Source organism: Pseudoalteromonas sp. 5Ae-yellow (assembly GCF_014077565.1).
Classification (GTDB): Bacteria; Pseudomonadota; Gammaproteobacteria; order Enterobacterales; family Alteromonadaceae; genus Pseudoalteromonas.
The window spans coordinates 16,389-32,275 of sequence record NZ_JACGWD010000054.1; the positions used below are offsets into that span (position 1 = coordinate 16,389).

Here is a 15,887-nt window from a genome sequence, read left to right on the forward strand (position 1 = left end):
GGCTTTACTTTGTATTACCTTTAGAAGTTGTAACGCATACCAATATTGTAACGTGCACCTAGCTGTTGTAGGTTCCACAATTGTGCTGACGTACGGCCATGTTCGCGGCTGTTTTGTTCAGTAATGTTAAGGCCTTCAACAAAAAACGATAGTTGTTCGCTGTAGTTGTACGCAACATTAAAGTCGATTTGATAATATTCTTCAGTAAAGCCTGGCTCGTTTACGTATCGAGCTGCGCTATTTAAAAACTTATCACGCCAGTTGTAAGCAATACGTGCTTGAAAATCATCGTTTTCGTACATTGCAATAAAGTTAGCTGTATCGCTTAAACCCACTAGTGCAAATTGTGTTGTAGTAGGGTCAGCGTTTACATCAAAGTCTATGTCGCCATTAACTGTGGTGTAGTTTGCTTGCACACCAAAACCGCTTTCACCAAAAAAGTGCTGAAAGGCAATTTCAAAACCATCAATGGTGGCATTTTTATTGTTGGTAGGTACTTGCGCTGTAAATTCTAGTAATGGGTCATCGCTGTTAGCAATTACATCGTAAGCGGCTTCAAACTCTTCGTAGGTCATAGAGTCAAAATCAACGCCATTTTCTGTTGCGGCAACCATTTGAAATAAGTTTGAATCGGTTAGAGCAAGTCCGCGAGATTCTAGCTCAGCAATGGCAGCTTGTGCGCGAGGACCCGCTGTTGCATCGCGTAATCCGTAGTAGTTTTGCGTCATTGGTGTTAAACCAATAAAGTTTTCAATGTCTTTAGTGTAATAACCTACCGACACATAACTAGTTTCTGCAAAGTACCACTCAGCCGATACATCAATATTATCTGATTCTAGCGGCACTAAACCAGGATTACCCGTTGACGCTGTAGCCGGTGAAGAACCCGCTAAAAGAGTAGGGGCACCTGGTACACCAACAGTCGCTGCTGAACTTAAGTTGTCGTAAGTTGGGCGAGCAATTGTAGTGCTATAAGAAAAACGCGCTTTTACGTTTTCAATTACTTCTATGTCAAAGTCAAAGCTTGGTAAAAAGTGATCGTAGCTAGATTTAAGCGTGAAATCTTCTTTAGCTGAGCCAAAACGAACATTAAAGTCGTTATTACCTTCCCACGCTACTGCGTTAGGTAAATCGATATTAGCCGTTGAGGTAATGTCGGTAGACTCTTGGCGCGCGCCAATAACAATGTTGTATGGCATATCGCCAATGTAACCATTGTAAGTAAATTGCACAAACGCAGCGGTTATGTCTTCTTCAATGGTGCGGTTTGTTGCAAATGCGCCATCGGCTGCAAAGTTAAAGCCGTATTCTTCACCTGCCCAGTAACCAATTTGCGATGCGCTGCCGGTATAACCTTGGTTGTATGAGCCCGATGTATCGTAGTCGTCAAACTCAGCTAAAAAGTTTGTTGGGTTTAGGTAGCCATCAGGTAATTCGCCTGGGTTTTCTATACCCCAGTTACCCATTGTATTACGTGTAAGTGATTGCAGTGAATGGCTTTCCATAGAGCGAGACTCTATACCAAAGTCAATTGCGCCGTTTTCAATTTCGTATTTACCATGAATTCTAAATTCTGTGATTTCAGATTCTTGGCGAGCAAAGTTAGAATCTAAAATAGACGTACCCACATCAGAGGCATCTAATGTGTTATTACAATTTAGGTTATCTCGGCGGCAATCATCAAAATCGATACTCATTGATGGAAGTTCGCGGCTAAAATCAACTTCTTGTGCGTTAACTACGTTTGCGCCTAAGCCTGCGTTTACCCAGCTGCCGTAAGGTGCATCTGGTTTGCTAGTGGCTTTTGAATTGTGCGCATCAAACATAAAGCTCAATTCTGAGTTGAAATAGTACTCAACGTTTAAACCAATAGAATCGTTTTGGTTAACTTGGTTTAGCTCTTGAAATGCTAAGCCTAAATCACGTGTTTGCTGATCGCGACGTTCTTCTCGGTAATAAATAGGGGTTTTTACCGTGTTGTCGTCAAATGTTAGCGCGCTTTTGTAGTTATCCATCCATATTGATTGCTCAGCACGGGCTTCGAACAAATCTTGCTTAGAATAGGTGTAATCAAGCGTGGCTGTTAAATCGTCAATTGGGCTGTACTGCAGCGTTAATTGCGCGTTTGTACGAGTACGTTCTCTGTCGGCAATGGTGTAGCGTAAATCTGATGGCATTGAATAAAGCTGACCAACAGCGGGTGCATTAGTTAAAACAATATCGTCTGCAGCTTGTGGGATTGTGCCGTCAAAAGCTGATGTATTCCATTGATTTACAAACGCACCTGTTGATGAGCTATCGCGCTGTTGCATGCTTGCAGTTAACGAGGCACCAAATTTAGCTTCACTGTCGGTCCAGCTAATTAAGCCCGAAAGCTCAGGTGTTATGTCATCACCAACGCGGTTTGTTGAGTCGTGTAATGCTTTTACGCCAATGCTTGAAACAAAGCCTGGATTGTCGAGTGGGCGAGCCGTATTAATATTAATTGTTGCGCCAATACCACCTGATGCAATGCTAGCTTTACCCGTTTTATATACTTCAACCGATTTAACGCTATCAGACGCTAAGTTTGCAAAGTCAAATGCACGAGAGCTGGGTGTACCACCGCCTGCAGGCAAAGATGCCGCCGGCATTGTACGCCCGTTTAGGGTTACCATATTGTAGTCGGGGCCAAAACCACGAACCGTTACTTTAGAGCCTTCACCATTTGAACGATCAATCGACACACCCGTAATACGCTGTAGCGACTCGGCTAAGTTGGTATCTGGGAATTTACCAATATCTTCAGCTGATATTGCATCTACAACACCGGCGGCGTCGCGTTTTAAACGAGTCGACTCTTTAATACTGCTTTTAAAACCAGTAACTTGGATTACTTCAACATCTGTATTTGCTTCTTGTGCATATACAGGCAAAGAGATTGATGCGCCTAAAATCAGAGATAGGCTGGTCGCTATCTTTGTTTTTCTTACAATATGGTTGGACATTCGGTTTCCCTCGCGCTTTTATCATTATTATTAACAGCTTGTATGGGGCTGTTATTGTGTAGTTATAAACATTGTCAAATGTGTGGAAGCGCTTCCAGAAAAGTTCATTTAACTGAGCTTTGTGGAAGCGCTTCCAGAAATGCTAGTTTATATTTTGAATAGGGTCAACTGTTGTTTTAATAAAATGAGACTAAATTGTTTTTAAAATGTATGTTTTTTGGATTTAATTTTATTTAAATTATAAATTACAATTGGTTATAAAAAACCGTTTGAAATAGTGCGGTAACAACATTTTATTATAAGAAAACCAATTATTGATTAATTTAGTTATTTACACACTTTTATAAGGTGTTTAAATCAGCTTTTAATACGAGCTAAAATTAATAAATCGGCCGTTGGTCACTCAACAAAAAATAGGTACATTTGCTAACTTAGCGAAATTGCCGATGTAGTGATTATGTACAACGCAATTGATGAAAACGCATCAAGCGGCGGTTCTATCTCAGTTTATGAATCGGTCATTAAAAACCAGTGGTTGTTTAAAAAATCGTTAATTAAATCACTAAAAAGTAACGTAGTTTTTGCAGAAGATGGTATAAAAATAAACTTATAAAGTATTGCGCATAAGAGTGTTGCGGGTCGCTAGTTTTATCGCTATTTTAAAGGCTCTCTCATAGATGGATTTTATTATGCGCATTAAATTTTTAGCGAGCTTTTATTCTTTCTTCTTGTTTGCACTGTTTGGTTGTGACGACCAAAGCATGGCAATGCAAGATAGCCCTCAGCTAAATAGTAATGCAAGTAACTTACCCTCTGATCTCAAAGTAAACACACCTCCAGCAGCTCAAACAAACGAACCCGCTTTAGTGGTCGGTATGCTAGCAACACATTGTAAAAGTAATGAAGCGGCCTACATTAACGCAAAAATGCATAAAGTTGTGCGTAACCCAGATGAAAGTACAGCCTACAAGTTAGAGCCTACCGATAAAGTGCTTTCTATTTGCGTTGCAAAAGATGACTCATCACTTAGTTATCGATTTGGTAGAGTTAATGACATAGGGCTTGAAAAAGAAGCAACACCAGATGCACCATTTGGTAGTTACTACAGGCAAGTAGGGCGTATTGGCGAGAGTATTTTATTTTTTAGTAACGGCGAATATCACTACTATATTATTAACTCAGGCGGTATGGGCAGCGGTGTAACCGTTAATGTTTATAAAAACGATACATTAATAACTGAGCTGTTTTCGGGTAATGATCCTTACGATGATTTTGTTATAGCAACCGATTTAAATTTCCCTAAAAAATTGGTTATCGAAAAACAGCCATTTAATAAGCAAATGCAGTAAATAATGACTCCACAGCAGCAAAACGTTATAGAGCAAGGGCATTGGTTTAAAAACCGTAGCGCTTATTTAAAAAGCTTTTTATTAACGCAGGGCAAAACGCTCTCGCTAAAAGCTCAGCAATCATTATTTTTGCGAGGTGACAAGCACGATGGAATTTATGCAGTACTTAGCGGCGTGGTCCGTATTAGTGGCGTAAGTAACGAAGGCAAAGAAGCCGTATTGAGCTTTATTGATTCATCACTGTGGTTTGGCGAAGTTACCTTGTTTGATGGTGGCCTGCGCACTCATGATGTATATGCACAAACTGATGTTGTGCTTTTTTACGTGTCCCAACGCGAGCTTGAACAGCTATTAAACAAGCAGCCACAATATTGGCAAGAGTTTGGTTTATTGTTGGCACAAAAATTACGCCTAATGTTTACCTCAATGGAAGATCACGCATTACTAAGCGCTGAGCAAAAAGTATGCAATCGACTTTTAATGCTCAGCGAGCATACAGAGCACTTAACACCGCTTGTTTTATCTCAGCAGCAACTTGCTGATATGACCTACCTAACGCGCCAAACTATTAATCAAATACTGCAACAGCTTGTTAGCTTACAAGCCATTAGTTTGGGGTATCAACGCATAACTGTTTTAGATAAACAAAAGTTACAGGCGCGTGCTACACAAGCTTAAATAGAGGCTGCTTTATTTAGTTGGAACCAAAATTGCTACAGATAATGTAACGCAACAATGGATTTGAGCTAATGACTACAATAACCTTTAAAAATCAATATAGTAATTATAACTCTCCTGCAGTAAATAAAGCGGCAGGTCTAAGCGAAGTTGCGGCAACTAATACCCTCCCTAACGAAAAAACAAATGATGTTAAAAGCATTACCTCAGCTCCTAAAGATCAAACGTTTTTAGAAAGTGCTCAAGAAGCGCTGGTTTATCAGCGCTTAGGTGTAAACAAAAACAAAATAGACGAGCTAAAAGCGACAATAGAAGAGCTCACTAAAGAGCTACAAGGAGAGGGCGCAGACCCTGACGCAATTGCTGATAAAATTAATGAGCTTCAAAAAATGCTCGAGCAAGAGTATCAAAAAGGGCGCGAGCGAACGGATATGCAAGGTGAGCATGAGCCGGGTAAAATAATTTCTGCATTTGTTTAATTTACAGAATGTCGGATACCTGACATTGTTGCTGTGCTTACTTTTGCTAAAGTAAGTTTTATATATAAAAATAAAGGCAAAACAATGAAAACACTTCAACAGCAACTTGGTAAATATGGTTTGTATCATCGTTCTAAGCGAAATGTACTAACGCACTTTTTTGGTATTCCGCTCATTGTATTTGCAGCGTTGTGTTTACTAGCGCGCATTCAAATACCCCTTGGTAGCTTTGTAATTGATGGCGCACAACTTTTTGTATTAGCGTCGGTTGTTTATTATTTTATGCTGAGTTTTTCGCTTGGCTTTATTATGGCCGTAATATTTACTTTACTCCTTATTGCTGCTCAGCCCATAGCGGCAATGGCGTTTTGGCCTTGGTTGAGTATTGGCTTAGGTGTGTTTGTATTTGGCTGGGTATTACAGTTTATTGGGCACTATTACGAAGGTAAAAAACCGGCGTTTGTAGATGACCTAATTGGTTTAATTATTGGCCCTTTATACGTAACTGTTGAACTCCTATTTTTAATGGGTTTTTACAAAACATTAGAAGATGAAATAAACGCAATAGCAGGCCCTACAAAAGCGTAAAATACATTACTAAGTACTTTAATAAAACCTAATAAATAACAATAAAAGGCAGATAACGCATGCAATATAATAATAAAACCGTGTGGATCACCGGGGCATCGTCAGGTATTGGTAAAGAGCTTGCTATACAATTTGCCGAGCTTGGAGCGCGCGTTATTTTATCGGCGCGCAATGTAGATAAACTAAACGATTTAAAAGCAACGCTTAAAGGCGAAGGGCACTTAGTTGTGCCACTGGACTTAGCCCAGCCAGAGCATGTACTGAGTACAATAACAGCAAAAATGAGCGAGCTTCCTGTAATAGATATTTTAATTAATAACGGCGGCGTATCGCAGCGCAGTTTATTTTTAGAAAACGATTTTAACGTGTATCGCCAATTAATGGAGGTTAATTACTTTGGCTTAATTGCACTTACTAAAGCTGTATTGCCTACTATGGTGGCAAGGCGCAGTGGCTCAATTGTGTCTATTAGTAGTGTGGCGGGTAAAGTAGGTTCAAAATTTAGAACAGGTTATTCGGGTTCTAAATATGCGGTTGTTGGTTTTATGGATTGCCTACGTGCAGAAGTAGCACAACATAATATTCATTGTTTAACAATTTGCCCTGGCTCTATTAAAACAGCAATTGCGCATAACTCACTAAACGAGCAAGGCATAGCGCAAAATAAACCAGAAGAGTCGATAGAAAATGGCATGGATGTAAGCGTAGCGGCTTCAAAAATGATTCGTGCCATTAGCAATAAAAAAGACGAAGTGATTATTGGCAAAGGTTTAAGTGGTTGGGCGCCAACAATTAAGCGCTTTTTTCCTACTTTGTTTAATCGCATTACCGCAAAAACAAACTATAGGTAGCGTCGTTTATTTCAAAGGCGTAAAATGCCGTAAATTTGATCAATTTAGAAAAGGATTCTAAATGAAGTATTTATGGCTGAGCCTGTTTTTTATTGTATTCATTTGGTCTGGTATTAACCCAAAAGATCAATTTACATGGCTGCTTGAAGTTATACCCGCAATTATTGGTTTAGTGCTGCTAGCAAGTACCTATAGCCACTTTAAACTTACTCCTATTTTATATACATTTATTTTAGCGCATTGCATTGTGCTGATGATTGGCGGGCATTACACCTACGCCGAAGTCCCTTTGTTCGATAACCTATTTGGTAGTGAGCGTAATAACTACGATAAAGTAGGACACTTTTTTCAAGGCTTTGTACCTGCACTACTAGCACGCGAAATTTTACTGCGCAAAAAAGTAGTAAATGGTCGAGGCTGGTTAATCGCTTTTGTTATTTCGGTATGTTTAGCATTTAGCGCCTTTTACGAATTAATAGAGTGGTGGGTTGCAGTGTTAAGCGGCGAAAACGCAGAAGCGTTTTTAGGCACGCAAGGTTACGTGTGGGATACCCAATCAGATATGGGACTGGCGTTATTTGGGGCTATTTGCTCGCTATTAGTACTTTCAAAAGTACACGACAAACAGCTAAAAAACGTTAAAGATTATTTATAGGCTATAGGAACGTTCTATAGAAATGTTTATAAAAACATTGGTAAAAAAGACTACTAACGTATGACAGCAAACACTAGTGATTACTCAATTAGCACAGACAAAAGCAAACTTAACTTTAACGTTATTTATAACTTTATTGCTAATAGCTATTGGGCCAAAGGCATCCCTAAAAGCGTGATGCAATCGGCTATTGATAACTCAATGTGCTTTGGTGTTTACAGCGCTCATAACGAACAAGTTGGCTTTGCCAGGGTAGTGACCGATAAAGCAACCTTTGCCTATTTAGCCGATGTATTTATTGCCCCGCACTCGCAAGGTAATGGGCTGAGTAAGTTACTTATTAAAACGATAGTAGAGCATCCTGAGCTGCAAGGGCTCAGGCGCTTTTTATTAGCGACTTCTGATGCGCATGGCCTTTATGCGCAATACGGGTTTAAACCTATAGACGACCCCGCACTACTAATGCAAATAAGTCCTGAGGATGTGTATGAGGGAAATACTCGAGAGGTATAGTAAAGTGGGGAAGAGTTTAAGAAGCTTGTTATGTTCCTGATTTATCAAGATTATATTGTTCTAAACTACCAGCGGCAAAAAAATTACCAACATAAAACCAAACAGTACTTGCTACAATTTGCCAAGTATCTAAACCTGAAGACGTTAGAAATGTAGGAACCGCAATTAACCCCCGCAATAAGCAGATCATTACAATGGTAATTAAAGCTGGTTTGAGCAGAGGAACTTTGCGAATTAAACCAACTGCAGAAAAAGCAAAAATAGTACAAGCAAACATTAAGCTTGCAACGGTTTTTGTGCCAATTGGAGCAAGTAAACTTCCTTGAATCGAAGAGTCGATTATTTGTTGAGGTGCCCGAGCAAATGCAAACCAACTAGGACCACCCAAAATACAGAGTAGGTGCCAGATCGCAGAAGTTGAAGCTATAGCACCTGCACTAATTAATAATTTGGATGGGGTACTAAGACTCAATGCTAACTTAATTTTGCACTGGCACATAATGCTTTGTTACACGTCACCGGCTAACCCCACTAATAGTGGCTCATGTGGCATACCCGCTTGTAAGGAATGCCAAATTTCTAAAACTTTATCTCGATTCTGCTCAAGCCAATTAGAAACATCGTTATCATATTTCCTAGATAGGTCACCCTCAATTCGCTCGCCTGTTTCGATGGCGTAACTAGCTGCATGTTGTTGCCTTCCGTAGTCGATATGGATATGCGGTAAGTGGTGCCCTTTTTCTTGGTATATTTTTATTTTCATGTTCTTTCTCTTTGCCAAGAGAATTTCCATGAAGCCGCTGCGTGATGACCGACTTGGCTCAGTTAATAAATCTTTTTGTGCGAAGAGTCCTTGTAACTCATCAAATTCTTCTACGAGACTCATGCATTATCCATACGTGTAACGAGCCTGTAGATTAACTCGTTTTTAAATTTGTTTTTATTGATAAACAAACCATAACTGAGTTCCTATTTTGGTTCAATTGATTACTGTATTTTTACGCAGCATATAAAGAAGTGTTTGGTGTTGTTTTAATTGGCGTTTTGGACGGGATTATGTGTGCTTTAGTCGCTTTATTTTAGGTTAAAAGGGCTTACCCTCATTAATGCATTGTGTTTTTCAGCTTTTCTATATTATGAACAAGGCAATACAGTTGCCGCAGCGTGAAGTAAGGCATTCACTTTCATTTGACCCCGTAAGGTCAATTTATTCATGCCTTTGTTCACTGTAATGTACCGCTTTTTATTTAAAGGAAAGTCGGTTCAAGGTAATTAGGATGGGTGTCATCCTAATTTTGAATAGATCGCAATACTCTCAAACACCGCCAAACTCCTTTTGTAAACTAACGCCCACTTAAGCGGACAAAAATTGTTGGCTAAAATTGTGTAGCGTAGCGAAAATTAACCAACTGTTTCTGTTACGTTTAAAGCGCTTGTTATGCCTTGCCCTTTGCATATTGCTTCTTTATTGCACGATAACCTTCGATTAATTTACCACCAGGAGTTGATTTAGTAACAGACTTGAAAAAGTTGTCCATTTCACTCAGACCCGCTTCACTTCTAATCATCAACTTAGCATCCCTGATGCCTTGCCTAAAGTCAGCTAATGACTCTTTATTAATCTCATCTTCAAAGATATCACCGGTAGACACAAAAACCATACCGCAATGAATTGCAATTTCTTCATTCAAATAGAATTCATATTTATCTGTATATTTAACAACCTTGAGTCCAGCTTGAAACGCTATCTCTTTTTTATCTTCTACTGACAACTCTTCTGCATTTGTAAGTTCAGTAATTACACTATTTGCAGTACTTATTTCTTTAGCAAAGTTTTCATATATTTCTAAACGTTTCTCAAATATCTTATCGGAGTATTTTTCGATTCTAGCGTTACGCCTAAAATACTCATTTATTAGTATTCCTAATAAAACACCAAGTAATCCTACAACAACTTTTTCCATAAATATTACCCACAATGAACAGAGGCATAATAGCTTTATCAGAGGACACTTTCCTCTTTTTATGAGCAACGTATGTCCTTTTAATTATTTTTAATATTAATAACAAATCCTGTAACACATTGCGAGTATTAAACTTTAAGTCGGGCTGTTCCTTTAACAATATGCAGAAAAGAGGAAAACGTCCTCATTTTTTGACTTAGGAGGAAAAACGCCAGCGGGGTACGTATATGCAGCAATTAAATATTTAAGATGAAAACCAAACCCGATTTTAAATCATTTAATATTCACTAAAAAAAGTCAGCGATAATGTAAGTAACCGCTTTAAGTACACTTGTTTGTGTAAGCATATTATAGAAGATGGTTTACGGATGGTGGAAGCAGTAAAACGAGGTCATGAATTATTTACTAAATGCGTCTTCCTACTTTTAAAACAGGGCAGACGCGATGTTTATACCAATCGACTTAAATATTTAGCCTTTCTAGCGTGCTAAGTAAAGCGTTAACGGCGTTATAAATTTCTCATATAGAATAACTTCATGTCGAAATTTATGCCTTGTTATCACTCTATTTATCCGTCGCTATAAATGTCTAATAACTTAACACGATTGGTATTATTTGGCTTTTTTAGCCTCTAGAGTTTCTATTTCACTCCAGATTTTTTCGGCTTCTGCGCTCAACATGGCAAAGCTTTTAATGTCGCCTTTTCTTTGTGCCTGCATGCCTTGCTCTAGTTTTACGTCGTATTCTTTACGCAGTTTTTTTACGGGATCAGGCTTTAAAAATGAAAACATTAGTATTCTCTTAATTTATTAAATTATATGTAGTTAGTGTACGCATTAATGGGCTTAATAGTTCTTTGTTTGGTGAAAATGTTTACTTTGCACTTTAAAAGCGCAAAGTAAACACGGTGTAATTTTGTGTACTAGTGTTTATGTTTGTGGCTCCAGGCGTTTAATACCTTGGCCATCAATACCTAAATAAATAAAACCATCACTGCCTTGGGCTAAGCTGCGTACTCTGCCAATTCCATCGAGTATTTTATATTGCTTAACAACCTTACCTTTTGAGAGCTCCAGTGCGCTAATAAATGCAAATTTCATTGATGCTAATAATAGCTTACCTTTAAGCTTTGGGTATTTATCACTCGTTACATACAACATATCGGAAGGGGCAATTGAAGGGGTCCAGTGTAATACGGGCGATTGCATGCCGTCTTTTTCTTTAAGGTCGGTAAACTTGGTACCGCTGTAGTTAACGCCATAGCTTACTAAAGGCCATCCGTAGTTAGCGCCTTTTTTTATAATATTAAGCTCATCGCCGCCGCGTGGTCCGTGTTCGTGAGACCATAAAATATTATTTTGATTATCAAACCACATGCCCTGTGGATTACGGTGCCCATAAGACCATGCTGCATGTTTTGCATCTTTTTGTTTAACAAACGGATTGTCGCTTGGGATACGGCCATCATCGTGTAAGCGATAAATTTTACCGCCATCGCGAGTGAGATCTTGCGGGTTTATGTCGCGCGAGCCGCGATCGCCAATTGAAAAATAAACATAACCTTCATCATCAAACACAATACGGCTGCCGTAGTGCTGGCCTTTGGTAGTATTATGCTCGCCTTTGTATAGCAATTGCTGATCAGACAACTGCGTATGATCGCTATTTAGCTTGGCGCGCATTAAGGCGGTGTTACTTCCGCTTCCTTTGCCCTCACTACTTGAGTAACTAAAGTACAGCCATTGGTTTTGCTTACTATCGGTGTGTAGTGATAAATCAAGTAATCCACCTTGGCCATTAGCGTCAATGTCGGGAAGCCCTGAAACCTTAGTTAATTTAGTGGTATTTTTAGGTAATAAAAATAACGCTCCACTGCGCTCAGATATTAGTAAATCACCATTAGCTAAAGGCTCAATAGCCCATGGTATAACCACACCTTCTGCCGCTGTTACTGCGTTAACGCTAAGCGATAAAGTATCGAGCTGTTTATAGTTTTTTATGTAATCGCTTTTTGCATGCGCGGGTGCGTTAGTAGCAAATATAGCAACGGCTAAGCCTGCACTTATTAGTTTATGGAGTGTGTTATGTGACCTTAAATTTATCATTATGGCTTCCAAAATTAATCCAATCTTACATAACCTTATCATGGCATAAATAAATTTGTTAAGTGTTGAGTTGAATGAAAAATGCACACTTATATATTTTAAAATTACCTCATCACAGGAAATTGTTTTAGCAAATTGCGCTAATAAAAATTGAATAATTACTCTATTGGGGTTGAAAACTTAAAATTTGAGCGTACGCTTGTGCGCTGAAGTTTGAGCGTACACGTGTAAGTTCAAAGTAATTAAGATTTGATAGAGATTTAACCATGATGACTCAAGTATTAAACCAATTTTCAAAATGGTTTTTACACCATCAAAGTTTTGCAGGCTACATAGAGCCCGTAATGCAGGTGTTTAAACCTGCGTGGCGTGCAGGGCAGTTTAGAGCGCAAGTAGTTAGTACAGCTGTACTTGATGGCGGTTTTTTAAGTGTGCAACTCAAACCAAGCAAACAATGGCAGGCGCATACGTCAGGGCAGCATATAAGTTTAACGCTTGAAATTAATGGGCGATTATTAACACGCGTTTTTACCGTGGCTTCAAGCGCTCAGCAATTTAAAAATACAGGTTTGGTGCGTTTACTAATCAAAACGAATGCGCAAGGGCGCTTTACTGGCTTACTTAGCAGCGCATTAAAAGCGGGGTTGTGGTGCAATATTTCTGCGCCAAGCGGCGACTTTGTGTTTAAAAACACACACACGCCAGCCACTTTTATTGCAGGCGGCTCGGGTATAACACCTATGCTGGCTATGCTTGATGATTACTTAAGCCAAACTACGCAAAAAGTGTCGTTAGTGTATTACGCAAAAGCCACTGAGCATCAATGTGTTGATGAGCTGAGTGAGTTGGCAGCGCAATTTGAGCATTTTTCGTTTTTATTATTAACGCGTGAGCAATCAAGCGACATAACCAGCAATATTAAGCCGTGGGAAAACCCAGACATTTACTGCTGTGGCCCTGCTGCATTTATGCAAACGGTGAGCGATTTTGCTAAAACGCATAAGCTAAATTACTACCAAGAAGCATTTGGTTTAGCGTTGCCTAGCTTAAACGACGATAGCCAATTTAATGTAAAAATTAACGCCAGTGCCCATGTTGTATCGGGCAACGATGTTTTACTGACTCAGTTTGAAGAAAAAAAGCTACCCGTTAAACGCGGTTGCGGTATTGGTATTTGCCATCAATGCCAATGTATTAAAAAGTCTGGCGTGGTACGTAATTTAAAAACAGGTGAATTGAGTGACAACGGCGAGCAATTAATACAACTTTGCGTAAGCCAACCTGTTAGTGATTTGGAGTTACAATTATGAAAAACATTAACTACGACATGCTCGCAAGCGAGCTGGATGCCATTAAAATGGACACCCTTGGCAAAGTTGGCCAACAAGATGCCGACTATATTCGCTCTGTTGTGCGCAAACAGCGAGTGTGTGAATGGAGCGGGCGAATTTTGCTAATGCTTGGTTTTATTCAGCCATTATTGTGGGTTGCAGGTGTATTGCTATTAGCACTTGCTAAAATTTTAGACAATATGGAAATTGGGCACAATGTAATGCATGGTCAATACGATTGGATGAACGACAAGCAACTTAACTCACAACATTATGAGTGGGACATAGCGTGCGACGGGCAAAGTTGGCACCGCGTACATAATTTTGAGCACCATACTTATACTAATATTATTGGCAAAGACAGAGACTTTGGTTATGGCTTGTTGCGTTTAAGCGATGATTTTAAATGGCGCTTTAAAAATGTATGGCAGTTTTTTACGTATATTAATTTAAGTGTGTTATTTCAGTGGGGCGTGTCGTATCACGAGTTGGCTGCAGAGCGTGTTTTTATTGGTAAAAAGAAAGAAAACCGCGAAGGGCTTGTATCACACTCTACATTAAAGCAACGCTTTTTTAGTAAAGGCGCTCGCCAGTTAATTAAAGATTATGCGATATTTCCGTTACTTGCAGGGCCTTTATTTTTATGGGTATTGGCGGGTAATTTAGTGGCAAACTTAATCCGTAATTTATGGACGTCGACCATAATATTTTGTGGTCACTTTACTGAAGAAACGCAAACTTTTAAGCAAGAAGACTGCGTAAACGAAACGCAAGGGCAGTGGTATTATCGCCAAGTACTGGGCTCGTCTAATATTAAAGGGTCGCATTGGTTTCATGTTTTAACGGGGCATTTGAGCTGCCAAATAGAGCATCACTTATTTCCTGATATGCCGTCTTCGCGCTATCAAGAAGTTGCACCTCAAGTACAAGCCGTTTTGAAAAAACACGGTATTGATTACCATACAGGTAGCTTTTTTAAACAGTATACCTCAGTGTTAAAACGTATTATTAGATATTCGTTCAAGTAAATTATTTACCTTTAAGAATTGGCTAGTGTAACTGCATTAGCCGATTTTTTTGTTTATAGCACCCCGTGCGGTTAATTAGTAAACAGCACTTGCAAAAATTTCTCATAGTTAATTAAAAAAGCCTTACTTTAGCTATGGTTAAATAGCGTGTGATTGTCATACAATGGAGGAAAATAGACCACACAAGAGAGATTAAAATGGCCGCATTTGGTACCGTGTTTATGCCGCAGATGATTCAAGCTCGTTTTTCTGATAATAAATGGAGCGAAAGCTCAATTGTCCCTTCCGATAAACTTGAACTTCATGCTGGTGCGCACGTTCTTCATTATTCAAGTACATGTTTTGAAGGCTTAAAAGCCTTTCGCCATGAAGATGGTTCTGTTTATCTTTTTAGAATGGATGCAAACATTGCACGCATGCAACAAAGCTCAGCGCTATTAAGCTTACCGAGTTTTGACAGCGATATGCTAAAAACGATGATTATCGATATTATGCGCCAATACGCAGATGAAACACCATTACCGCCGGGTTCTATGTATATTCGCCCAACGCACATTGGTACTGAGGCTGCAATTGGTAAAGCCGCAGCGCCATCAATGAGCTCGCTTTTATACACATTACTATCGCCAGTAGGTGATTACTTTGCCGGTGGTGCAACTGCACTACGTGTACTGCTTGAAGAAGATGGCATGCGCTGCGCTCCGCACATGGGTATGGTAAAAAGTGGTGGTAACTACGCCAGTGCACTAGCTCCTATTAGTGCTGCACGAACTAAGTATCAAGCAGATCAAATTTTATTTTGCCCAGGTGGCGACGTACAAGAAACCGGTGCTGCTAACTTTATACTTATTGATGGCAACGAAATTATTACTAAAGCGCTCGATAGCACGTTTTTACATGGTGTAACGCGTAATAGTATTTTAACCATAGCCAAAGATTTAGGTATGACGGTAAGCGAGCGTAACTTTAGCGTTACTGAGCTATTAGAGCGTGCTGCTAAACCAGGCACTGAAGCGGCGCTTTCGGGCACTGCAGCTGTACTAACTGCTGTGGGTACATTTATTCATAACGATAAAGAGTACAAAGTAGGTACTGGCGAGCCAGGCCCAACGACAGCACGCCTTCGCCAAGCATTGAACGATATTCAATGGGGTAAAAGTGAAGACAAGCACGGCTGGTTAACTAAAATCTAATTATAGATTTATCAGCAACTCGCATTAAAAAGCCACCTAATCGGCTGTCTCTTATACACAAATCCCTGCTAAGAAATTAGCGGGGATTTTTTTGAACTAAATCTCAATGTCATGATCAGATCTTCAAATCTTGTTTGAGGGCACATTATGATTAACGAACATACTC

General features: G+C 39.4%; 17 protein-coding genes. 11 read left to right on the forward strand and 6 right to left on the reverse strand.

Annotation, left to right across the window (positions count from 1 at the left end; genetic code table 11):
- Positions 1–20: 20 nt before the first annotated feature.
- On the reverse strand, positions 21–2,987 hold the full coding sequence (locus H4J63_RS14280) for a TonB-dependent receptor (protein WP_182197215.1): 2,967 nt from the start codon (positions 2,985–2,987) through the stop codon (positions 21–23).
- 457 nt (positions 2,988–3,444) lie between these two features.
- Between H4J63_RS14280 and H4J63_RS14285 the strand changes: the two genes are divergently transcribed.
- The 8 genes from H4J63_RS14285 to H4J63_RS14320 all read left to right on the forward strand — a co-directional run bounded on the left by H4J63_RS14285 (position 3,445) and on the right by H4J63_RS14320 (position 8,100).
- A complete protein-coding gene (locus H4J63_RS14285; protein WP_259365682.1) occupies positions 3,445–3,600 on the forward strand; it encodes a hypothetical protein in 156 nt (51 codons plus the stop codon).
- 64 nt (positions 3,601–3,664) lie between these two features.
- The gene (locus tag H4J63_RS14290) at positions 3,665–4,336 is read left to right on the forward strand and encodes a hypothetical protein (RefSeq protein ID WP_007583329.1); all 672 of its coding nucleotides are present in this window, start codon (positions 3,665–3,667) and stop codon (positions 4,334–4,336) included.
- A gap of 3 nt (positions 4,337–4,339) precedes the next feature.
- Positions 4,340–5,014, forward strand: coding sequence for a Crp/Fnr family transcriptional regulator (locus H4J63_RS14295; RefSeq protein ID WP_182197216.1), 675 nt, complete (start codon positions 4,340–4,342; stop codon positions 5,012–5,014).
- A gap of 71 nt (positions 5,015–5,085) precedes the next feature.
- Complete coding sequence (locus H4J63_RS14300; RefSeq protein WP_182197217.1) at positions 5,086–5,493, forward strand: hypothetical protein; 408 nt, start codon at positions 5,086–5,088, stop codon at positions 5,491–5,493.
- 84 nt (positions 5,494–5,577) lie between these two features.
- On the forward strand, positions 5,578–6,081 hold the full coding sequence (locus H4J63_RS14305; RefSeq protein WP_182197218.1) for a DUF962 domain-containing protein: 504 nt from the start codon (positions 5,578–5,580) through the stop codon (positions 6,079–6,081).
- Between the two features lie 59 nt (positions 6,082–6,140).
- Positions 6,141–6,932 (forward strand): SDR family oxidoreductase, encoded by a 792-nt coding sequence (locus H4J63_RS14310; RefSeq protein WP_182197220.1) that lies wholly within the window; start codon positions 6,141–6,143, stop codon positions 6,930–6,932.
- 61 nt (positions 6,933–6,993) lie between these two features.
- On the forward strand, positions 6,994–7,587 hold the full coding sequence (locus H4J63_RS14315; protein WP_182197222.1) for a DUF2238 domain-containing protein: 594 nt from the start codon (positions 6,994–6,996) through the stop codon (positions 7,585–7,587).
- Between the two features lie 60 nt (positions 7,588–7,647).
- Complete coding sequence (locus H4J63_RS14320; protein ID WP_182197224.1) at positions 7,648–8,100, forward strand: GNAT family N-acetyltransferase; 453 nt, start codon at positions 7,648–7,650, stop codon at positions 8,098–8,100.
- Between the two features lie 28 nt (positions 8,101–8,128).
- Here the strand turns inward: H4J63_RS14320 and H4J63_RS14325 are convergent, their stop codons facing one another.
- The 5 genes from H4J63_RS14325 to H4J63_RS14345 form a co-directional block, all read right to left on the reverse strand.
- Positions 8,129–8,572 (reverse strand): hypothetical protein, encoded by a 444-nt coding sequence (locus tag H4J63_RS14325; RefSeq protein ID WP_182197226.1) that lies wholly within the window; start codon positions 8,570–8,572, stop codon positions 8,129–8,131.
- 36 nt (positions 8,573–8,608) lie between these two features.
- Positions 8,609–8,863, reverse strand: coding sequence for a DUF4160 domain-containing protein (locus tag H4J63_RS14330; RefSeq protein ID WP_220467221.1), 255 nt, complete (start codon positions 8,861–8,863; stop codon positions 8,609–8,611).
- 673 nt (positions 8,864–9,536) lie between these two features.
- Positions 9,537–10,064 carry a hypothetical protein gene (locus H4J63_RS14335; RefSeq protein WP_182197229.1) on the reverse strand — a complete coding sequence of 176 codons (528 nt, stop codon included), beginning with the start codon at positions 10,062–10,064 and terminating at the stop codon, positions 9,537–9,539.
- Positions 10,065–10,675: 611 nt separating this feature from the next.
- Positions 10,676–10,855, reverse strand: a complete 180-nt coding sequence (locus tag H4J63_RS14340) for a DUF6435 family protein (protein ID WP_007375469.1) — start codon at positions 10,853–10,855, stop codon at positions 10,676–10,678.
- Between the two features lie 138 nt (positions 10,856–10,993).
- Entirely contained in the window at positions 10,994–12,169 is a 1,176-nt protein-coding gene (locus tag H4J63_RS14345) for a PQQ-dependent sugar dehydrogenase (RefSeq protein ID WP_182197231.1), read from the reverse strand.
- Between the two features lie 266 nt (positions 12,170–12,435).
- On the opposite strand from H4J63_RS14345, the gene H4J63_RS14350 reads away from it, so the two are divergent.
- The 3 genes from H4J63_RS14350 to H4J63_RS14360 all read left to right on the forward strand — a co-directional run bounded on the left by H4J63_RS14350 (position 12,436) and on the right by H4J63_RS14360 (position 15,721).
- Positions 12,436–13,479: a flavin reductase family protein gene (locus H4J63_RS14350; protein ID WP_182197233.1), complete on the forward strand. Its 1,044-nt coding sequence runs from the start codon at positions 12,436–12,438 to the stop codon at positions 13,477–13,479.
- Positions 13,476–14,528 (forward strand): acyl-CoA desaturase, encoded by a 1,053-nt coding sequence (locus H4J63_RS14355; RefSeq protein WP_024595642.1) that lies wholly within the window; start codon positions 13,476–13,478, stop codon positions 14,526–14,528. The genes H4J63_RS14350 and H4J63_RS14355 overlap by 4 nt, the downstream gene beginning before the upstream one ends.
- A gap of 191 nt (positions 14,529–14,719) precedes the next feature.
- A complete protein-coding gene (locus tag H4J63_RS14360; protein WP_310734719.1) occupies positions 14,720–15,721 on the forward strand; it encodes a branched-chain amino acid aminotransferase in 1,002 nt (333 codons plus the stop codon).
- Positions 15,722–15,887 lie beyond the last annotated feature (166 nt).

Bases quoted from the DNA above. Each gene is read 5' to 3' on its own strand.
- H4J63_RS14280 (WP_182197215.1), bottom strand. From the start codon at position 2,987: ATGTCCAACCATATTGTAAGAAAAACAAAGATAGCGACCAGCCTATCT.
- H4J63_RS14330 (WP_220467221.1), bottom strand. From the start codon at position 8,863: ATGAAAATAAAAATATACCAAGAAAAAGGGCACCACTTACCGCATATC.
- H4J63_RS14345 (WP_182197231.1), bottom strand. From the start codon at position 12,169: ATGATAAATTTAAGGTCACATAACACACTCCATAAACTAATAAGTGCA.
- H4J63_RS14340 (WP_007375469.1), bottom strand. From the start codon at position 10,855: ATGTTTTCATTTTTAAAGCCTGATCCCGTAAAAAAACTGCGTAAAGAA.
- H4J63_RS14350 (WP_182197233.1), top strand. From the start codon at position 12,436: ATGATGACTCAAGTATTAAACCAATTTTCAAAATGGTTTTTACACCAT.
- H4J63_RS14295 (WP_182197216.1), top strand. From the start codon at position 4,340: ATGACTCCACAGCAGCAAAACGTTATAGAGCAAGGGCATTGGTTTAAA.
- H4J63_RS14285 (WP_259365682.1), top strand. From the start codon at position 3,445: ATGTACAACGCAATTGATGAAAACGCATCAAGCGGCGGTTCTATCTCA.
- H4J63_RS14320 (WP_182197224.1), top strand. From the start codon at position 7,648: ATGACAGCAAACACTAGTGATTACTCAATTAGCACAGACAAAAGCAAA.
- H4J63_RS14335 (WP_182197229.1), bottom strand. From the start codon at position 10,064: ATGGAAAAAGTTGTTGTAGGATTACTTGGTGTTTTATTAGGAATACTA.
- H4J63_RS14355 (WP_024595642.1), top strand. From the start codon at position 13,476: ATGAAAAACATTAACTACGACATGCTCGCAAGCGAGCTGGATGCCATT.
- H4J63_RS14300 (WP_182197217.1), top strand. From the start codon at position 5,086: ATGACTACAATAACCTTTAAAAATCAATATAGTAATTATAACTCTCCT.
- H4J63_RS14310 (WP_182197220.1), top strand. From the start codon at position 6,141: ATGCAATATAATAATAAAACCGTGTGGATCACCGGGGCATCGTCAGGT.
- H4J63_RS14315 (WP_182197222.1), top strand. From the start codon at position 6,994: ATGAAGTATTTATGGCTGAGCCTGTTTTTTATTGTATTCATTTGGTCT.
- H4J63_RS14290 (WP_007583329.1), top strand. From the start codon at position 3,665: ATGGATTTTATTATGCGCATTAAATTTTTAGCGAGCTTTTATTCTTTC.
- H4J63_RS14305 (WP_182197218.1), top strand. From the start codon at position 5,578: ATGAAAACACTTCAACAGCAACTTGGTAAATATGGTTTGTATCATCGT.